8 protein-coding genes are annotated in these 6,616 nt (G+C 56.6%); 7 read left to right on the top strand and 1 reads right to left on the bottom strand.

Annotation, left to right across the window (positions count from 1 at the left end; genetic code table 11):
- Nucleotides 1-279: 279 nt before the first annotated feature.
- From K5905_RS24050 to K5905_RS24080, 7 genes are all read left to right on the top strand, one after another.
- Nucleotides 280-1,344, top strand: coding sequence for an ABC transporter ATP-binding protein (locus K5905_RS24050; protein WP_297588745.1), 1,065 nt, complete (start codon nt 280-282; stop codon nt 1,342-1,344).
- Between the two features lie 12 nt (nt 1,345-1,356).
- A complete protein-coding gene (locus K5905_RS24055; protein ID WP_297588747.1) occupies nt 1,357-2,448 on the top strand; it encodes an ABC transporter ATP-binding protein in 1,092 nt (363 codons plus the stop codon).
- On the top strand, nt 2,445-3,311 hold the full coding sequence (locus K5905_RS24060; RefSeq protein WP_297588749.1) for a carbohydrate ABC transporter permease: 867 nt from the start codon (nt 2,445-2,447) through the stop codon (nt 3,309-3,311). Before K5905_RS24055 ends, K5905_RS24060 begins: the two co-directional genes overlap by 4 nt.
- Nucleotides 3,312-3,322: 11 nt before the next feature.
- Nucleotides 3,323-4,120 carry a carbohydrate ABC transporter permease gene (locus K5905_RS24065; RefSeq protein WP_297588751.1) on the top strand — a complete coding sequence of 266 codons (798 nt, stop codon included), beginning with the start codon at nt 3,323-3,325 and terminating at the stop codon, nt 4,118-4,120.
- A complete protein-coding gene (locus tag K5905_RS24070) occupies nt 4,120-4,398 on the top strand; it encodes a DUF2160 domain-containing protein (RefSeq protein ID WP_297588753.1) in 279 nt (92 codons plus the stop codon). Before K5905_RS24065 ends, K5905_RS24070 begins: the two co-directional genes overlap by 1 nt.
- A gap of 182 nt (nt 4,399-4,580) precedes the next feature.
- Nucleotides 4,581-4,976, top strand: a complete 396-nt coding sequence (locus K5905_RS24075; protein ID WP_297588755.1) for a BlaI/MecI/CopY family transcriptional regulator — start codon at nt 4,581-4,583, stop codon at nt 4,974-4,976.
- Nucleotides 4,963-6,120, top strand: a complete 1,158-nt coding sequence (locus tag K5905_RS24080; protein WP_297588756.1) for a M56 family metallopeptidase — start codon at nt 4,963-4,965, stop codon at nt 6,118-6,120. Before K5905_RS24075 ends, K5905_RS24080 begins: the two co-directional genes overlap by 14 nt.
- A gap of 78 nt (nt 6,121-6,198) precedes the next feature.
- Here the strand turns inward: K5905_RS24080 and K5905_RS24085 are convergent, their stop codons facing one another.
- Complete coding sequence (locus tag K5905_RS24085; protein ID WP_297588759.1) at nt 6,199-6,474, bottom strand: amphi-Trp domain-containing protein; 276 nt, start codon at nt 6,472-6,474, stop codon at nt 6,199-6,201.
- Nucleotides 6,475-6,616: the final 142 nt, after the last annotated feature.

The following is a 6,616-nucleotide window of genomic DNA, read 5'->3' on the forward strand; positions in this document are numbered from 1 at the left end:
CTACGGTGGTTGTGGTCCGCGTCTGAACGAGGCGCAGGATCCGGAACATTGGCTGTCTCAGCCGGGTGCTCCGAAGGCCAAGCTCGAAAACGAGAAGCCTCAGGGCCAGACCGTCAACTACGACGACCTGGTTGCCCGTTGGGCCAAAAACTAAGATTGGTTCCTCCCAATCTCGACGCCGGACCGGGGCAAGTCCCCGGTCCATCACCGATCCGAAAGTGACGGGCGGCGAAACCACTGTTTCGCAGGAAGACCCAGTCCGGACGCGGGCAAGATTTCATGTCTCTTGAACTTAAAAACGTCAGCAAGCGCGTGCAGGGCATTACACATGTCAAAGATACGAGCCTGACCTTACATACCGGCCACTTCAATGTTCTCCTCGGGGAAACAGGTTCGGGAAAAACGTCTCTGATCAAATTGATGGCGGGTCTCGACAGCCTCGCATCCGGGCAGATCATTCTGAACGGCAAGGATGTTTCCCGCCTGTCTGCGCAAAAGCGCAATATCAGCCTGGTGCACCAGTTCTTCGTCAATTATCCGCACATGTCGGTTTTCGACAACATTGCCTCACCCCTGAAAATCGCAGGTGTGGCCAAGTCGGAAATCGAGGGCAGGGTTGAAGAAGCGGCAAACATTCTCAAGCTGAAACCCTATCTGAGCCGTAAGCCGCATGAACTGTCGGGTGGACAACAGCAGCGTACGGCCCTTGCGCGGGCAATCGTCAAGGAAAGTGACGCGGTGTTTCTTGATGAGCCGCTGGCCAACCTCGACTATAAGCTGCGCGAGGAATTGCGGGATCAGCTTCCGGAATTGTTCGCAGGGCGCGGCGCTGTTGTCGTCTATGCAACCTCCGAACCTGAAGAAGCGCTTCTGCTCGGTGGTCAAACTGCCCTGATGACGGATGGAAATGTGGTCCAGTTCGGCCCGACTGCGGATATCTACCGCAAGCCGAAGGATCTGGACGCCGCGAAGGTGTTTTCCAATCCGCCGATCAACGTGGCGCCGATCACCAAGCAGGGCGACACGGTTATCCTGAGCGACAGTGTCCGCTGGACGGTTTCTCCCGCTGTTGCTGCCTTGACGGACGGACCCTACATACTCGCGATCCGCCCCAATCACGTCATGCCGGTAGAATCGACAGATCACACTGTGCGTCTTGAGGGTCATGTCCAGGTGACGGAACTCAGCGGTTCGGAAAGCAGCGCCCATTTCGATATGGACGGTCATTCCTGGGTGTCGCTGTCTCCAGGCGTGCATCCCTACTTCGTTGGCGAAGTCCACACATTCTATCTGGACCCGAGCCATTGTTTCTTCTTTGCGCCCGACGGCCAGCTGGCGGCTTGAGGAGAGGACTTCATGGCACAAATCAAACTCTCCAATCTGCGCCACAGCTATCGCCCGGATCCGCAAAGCGATGCTGACTACGCACTGAAAAAGATCGATCTGACCTGGGAAGATGGCGGCGCATACGCGCTTCTGGGCCCTTCGGGTTGCGGCAAATCCACACTGCTGAACATCATATCCGGTCTTCTTGTTCCCTCAGAAGGCAAGATCCTGTTCAACGATCAGGACGTCACGGCCTTGCCACCTGCGAAACGTAATATTGCCCAGGTGTTTCAGTTCCCGGTCATCTACGACACGATGACGGTCTACGACAATCTGGCGTTTCCGCTGCGCAATCGCGGCCGCGACGAAGATATTGTCAAGCGCCGGGTGACATCCATCGCAGAAATGCTGGAAGTGACAGAGATGCTGACGACCCGTGCGGCGAACCTGTCACCGGACAACAAGCAGAAAATTTCTATGGGCCGCGGCCTGGTGCGTGAAGACGTAAATGTTGTCATGTTCGACGAGCCGTTGACGGTGATCGATCCGCACCTGAAATGGAAGTTGCGTTCGAAGCTGAAAGAGCTGCATCAGCGGGTCAAGGCAACCATGATCTACGTGACGCATGACCAAACCGAGGCACTCACTTTCGCCGATCAGGTGGTGGTGATGCAAGATGGTGAGGTCGTGCAGATCGGAACGCCGGTTGAGCTGTTCGAGCGGCCAGCACATACATTTGTCGGCCATTTCATCGGCTCTCCAGGCATGAATGTCCTGCCATGCGAGGTCAAGGCGGGTGGGGCGTTCTTCGGTGGCGATCAGGTTCCCCTTGAAGGACCTGCGTCCGGCGTGGCTGATGGGAAAGCGGAAATCGGCATCCGTCCGGAATTCGTTTCTGTGTCTGCCAATGGCAGCGGAATTCCCGCACAGATCCGCAAGGTCGCGGATATCGGCCGCCACAAGGTGGTGGAAGCCGTCGCCCATGGCAGCCGCATTCACGCGATCCTGGAAGGCGAGGTGCCAAGTGCAGGCGAGGCCGTGAGCCTTGAATTCAAACAATCCCAGACCCGGCTTTACAAAGACGGCTGGCTGGCAAGCTCGCCAGGGGAGGGGGGGCAATGAAGACCCAAAATCAACGTGCCTGGTGGTTTGTGACGCCGGTGCTTTTGCTGGTGGCGTTCAACGCGCTTATTCCGATGATGACCGTGGTGAACTACTCGGTTCAGGAAACCTTCGGCGACAACCTGTTCTTCTGGCAGGGGCTCGACTGGTTCGAGCAGGTGCTGAAATCCGAACGCTTTCACAATGCTCTTGGCCGGCAGTTGTTCTTCACCTTCATGATCCTGATCATCGAAGTGCCGCTGGGGATCGCAATAGCCCTCGCGATGCCGAAAAAAGGTCCCTGGGTGCCGTTCTGTCTGGTGACAATGGCCCTGCCGATGCTGATCCCGTGGAACGTTGTCGGCGCCATGTGGAACATCTTCACGTTACCGGATATCGGCCTGCTCGGCTACTTCATGAACCACACTCTGGGCCTGTCCTATGACATGACCCAGGACCCGGTCGCCGCCTGGGTGACGATCATCATCATGGATGTCTGGCACTGGACGTCGCTGGTGGTTCTTCTGGCCTATGCCGGTCTGGTTTCGATCCCGAACGCCTATTATCAGGCCGCTGAAATCGACGGTGCGTCCAACTGGGCGATCTTCCGCTTCATCCAGTTGCCAAAGATGAAAACGGTGCTGACCATTGCAGTTCTGCTGCGCTTCATGGACAGCTTCAACATCTATACCGAGCCGTTCGTTCTGACCGGCGGAGGTCCCGGCAACTCGACCACGCTGCTGTCTATCGATCTGGTCAAGATCGCGCTCGGTCAGTTCGACCTGGGTCCGGCAGCCGCCATGTCCCTCATCTACTTCGCCATCACGTTGTTTGCCTCCTGGCTGTTCTACACGCTGATGACGTTGAACGATAACAAGTCCTGAGGAGAACCATCATGCGAATGAAAAGCCTGGTTCCCGCGCTATACATCCTCTTCCTGATGCTGCCGATCTACTGGCTCGTCGCGATGAGTTTCAAGACCACCAACGAAATCCTGGCCGGGTTCTCCCTGTTCCCGCAGACCTGGACCTTCGCCAACTACATCGAGATCTTTACCGATCCGACCTGGTACTGGGGCTATATCAACTCGATCATCTACGTGACGATGAACACGGTGATCTCGGTTCTCGTGGCCTTGCCTGCGGCCTATGCGTTTTCCCGCTACTCCTTTGTCGGAGACAAGCAGCTGTTCTTCTGGCTGCTGACCAACCGGATGGCTCCGGCTGCGGTTTTCGCCCTGCCGTTCTTCCAGCTTTACTCCGCCGTGGGCCTGTTCGACACGCATATTGCCGTTGCGCTGGCGCACTGCCTGTTCAATGTGCCGCTGGCGGTCTGGATCCTGGAAGGGTTCATGTCGGGTGTGCCGAAGGAGCTGGATGAAACCGCCTATGTGGACGGATATTCCTTTCCGCGCTTCTTCGTCACCATCTTCCTGCCGGCCATCAAGTCCGGTGTCGGTGTGGCAGCGTTCTTCTGCTTCATGTTTTCGTGGGTGGAGTTGCTGCTTGCCAAGACGCTGACTGCAGTCGAGGCCAAACCCATTGCCGCCGTGATGACCCGGACCGCTTCCTCCGCGGGCTATGAACTCGGGCTTCTGGCGGCCGCCGGGACCCTGACCATCATTCCCGGCGCCATCGTCATCTACTTTGTCCGTAACTACATTGCCAAGGGCTTTGCCCTGGGGAGGGTGTAATGCTTGGTTGGATGGCATGGACCTGGCCGACCGCGCTCCTGTTTGTCGGGATCTTCACCGCGATTGCGATCCTGACGGTTCTGGAAATCAAGTTTCCCGGCGGCGATGCCCGCCGGGGGGTACTGGGACTTACAACGACCCGCGGCGACCGCCTTTTCATTACCCTGCTCGGATCTGCGTATATCTTCCTGGCCTGGCTCGGGCTGATCGGGTATCCGCTCTGGTGGCCGATTGCACTTAGCATGGGCTGGGGTGTCTTCTGCTTCTGGAAAGTTTGAAAAAATTGCCATGCCCCTTGTTTCAAGGGGCATGGCTTTGACCGTTTGACGACTAAATGAATAGTAATTTTTGACATTATGGTGCATGAATAGGAGCGTTGGGGGGAGAGAACGTTAATCAAATCCATTCTGGATATCTCTCGCTCCTGGCCACATCCGTACCGCAATGGCGCAGGGCTATAATGAGAAAGCGTAAAAGCAACGAGTTTTTGACCGAAGTCGAACTGGAGTTCATGACGGAACTCTGGAAGATCGGCGAGGGCTCCGTGCGGGACATCCTGGCATGTCTGCCGCCGGAGAGAAAACTGGCCTATACGTCGTGCGCCACCATCATGCGGATTCTGGATGAAAAAGGCTTCGTGGACAGCCGGAAAGAAGGCAAAACATTCATCTATTCCCCTCGGCTGACCAAGGATACCTACCAGTCCCGTTCTCTGAGAAATCTTTCTGACAAACTGTTCGACGGCACACCTGCGTCCCTCGTGGCCCGGCTTGTCGATGAATACGAACTGTCAGGGAACGATCTGGAGGAAATTAGAGCGTTGCTGGACAGGAGGAGGACAGATGACGCTACTTAACCAGATATTCGATATCTATATCGATCTGAATATCACCCTGGCCGTGACGGCCTTGGTGTGGCTGGCGGTTAAGCTGGTGATGGCTCGTCATGGGAGAAAACTTGCCTTCACGGTGCAGCTCGGGCTGTTAAACGGCTTATTCGCTATCATCATTCTGTCTCCGGCTGCTGTTGCTGTCCATCAGCACATGCAGATGGCGCAAGTCGTGCCGGCGGCTCTTTCTGTGAACTTGTCCGACTATGTTGTTTCCCAGTATCTGCAGGGTGGTATCGCTATTCCTGCAGAGGACTTTCAGTCTCTCCTGGGGATGCGCGGCCGGTATTCGGAAGCCGTTCTGACGATGACACCTGGCTTCGGCATGGGTGTCGCGCTGTTCCTGTTGGCCGGTTTCGCATGGTTCGGTACCCGCTTGGTTGCCAATTTCGTGCGGCTCAACAGGATGCTGTCCGCATGTCACGAATGGCGCCGCAATGGACAGGTGCAACTGCTTCTGTCCGATCGCGCGCTGGTGCCTTTTTCAGCACGTGGCCTGTTTCGTCATTATGTCGTCATCCCTTCGGATCTTCTGGCGCAGCCAGACGACCTGCAACTGGTGCTCAAGCATGAGTTCCAGCATCTGCGGCAAGGTGACGTAAATTGGGAAATCGGTCTTGAACTTTTACGTCCGCTGTTCTTCTGGAACCCGTTCTTCTATGTCTGGAAGTCGGAGGTCGAGCGGTTGCGGGAACTGGCCTGCGATCAAAAGGTTGCCGAAAGCAGGCAGGTGGACCTGAAGGCCTACTGCATGTGCCTGTTGCGCGCAGCGCAGGCGGGGTTGAAAAAGAAGCAGGAACAACTCGGGCAGGAGCGCCAGGGCAATGTCGCTGCAGTGGCTTTGCTGGAAGTTCAGGATCGCTTGTTGCGCCGTTCGCCTGCTCAAAAGCTTCGCCGCCGGGTAGAGGCGCTGCTCGAAACCGACAGGTTGCGACCGCATTGGGGCATTCTTTGCCTGGCAGTGGTGCCGATGATCGCCGTTGTTCTGCTTTCAGCCGTATCAATCCAGAAACCGGCCGATTGGAGCCAGGATCGTCTGATGTTGTCGGCGATCGTCAATCTGGAGCGCCTGGAGACGATCAACACATTCGGACAGCGGCCTCTGCGCTGACCTGACCGGAGTTTCCAAGCAATCCGGGCGGTATGCCGCCCGGGTTTTGCGATGCTTGCATGCCAAGCAATGCGGTTGTCAGCCGCCCTTGACCTTCAACGTACCATTGTCCCTGTTGCCGGACCCGCCATTGCTCCAGGTTATGCGCAGATCGAGCCTGGACTGATCGTCCTCGATCGTCGCGGTCACTTTGAGGTTCATGAGCCCGTGCGGCTCGAGAATGATTTCTCCGGTTTCGTCGCCGAACTGCAGTTCGCCTTTTGATATCCCGCGCTTGACGGCATCCAGCATTTTCTGAATGGACTTTTTGTCCTGCAGGGACTGGTGCCGAAAACGGCCTTTTCGTTCCATCATCGCGAAAGCCCGTGTTGTTGAAGAATGTGTACCGGGTTGAACAGCTTAGCATGCGGATAATCGCGGCTGATCCCGAGAATGTTGCCATCGGGGTAAATGAGCGTCGCTCCGGTGCCGATGCCGTCCAATCCTTCCGAGCTTC

The sequence above is a fragment of the Roseibium sp. genome (assembly GCF_025698965.1).
GTDB lineage: Bacteria > Pseudomonadota > Alphaproteobacteria > Rhizobiales > Stappiaceae > Roseibium.

What these genes read in the sequence shown, in the direction of transcription:
- K5905_RS24050 (WP_297588745.1), top strand. Translation starts at nt 280, where the DNA reads ATGTCTCTTGAACTTAAAAACGTCAGCAAGCGCGTGCAGGGCATTACA.
- K5905_RS24055 (WP_297588747.1), top strand. Translation starts at nt 1,357, where the DNA reads ATGGCACAAATCAAACTCTCCAATCTGCGCCACAGCTATCGCCCGGAT.
- K5905_RS24060 (WP_297588749.1), top strand. Translation starts at nt 2,445, where the DNA reads ATGAAGACCCAAAATCAACGTGCCTGGTGGTTTGTGACGCCGGTGCTT.
- K5905_RS24065 (WP_297588751.1), top strand. Translation starts at nt 3,323, where the DNA reads ATGCGAATGAAAAGCCTGGTTCCCGCGCTATACATCCTCTTCCTGATG.
- K5905_RS24070 (WP_297588753.1), top strand. Translation starts at nt 4,120, where the DNA reads ATGCTTGGTTGGATGGCATGGACCTGGCCGACCGCGCTCCTGTTTGTC.
- K5905_RS24075 (WP_297588755.1), top strand. Translation starts at nt 4,581, where the DNA reads ATGAGAAAGCGTAAAAGCAACGAGTTTTTGACCGAAGTCGAACTGGAG.
- K5905_RS24080 (WP_297588756.1), top strand. Translation starts at nt 4,963, where the DNA reads ATGACGCTACTTAACCAGATATTCGATATCTATATCGATCTGAATATC.
- K5905_RS24085 (WP_297588759.1), bottom strand. Translation starts at nt 6,474, where the DNA reads ATGATGGAACGAAAAGGCCGTTTTCGGCACCAGTCCCTGCAGGACAAA.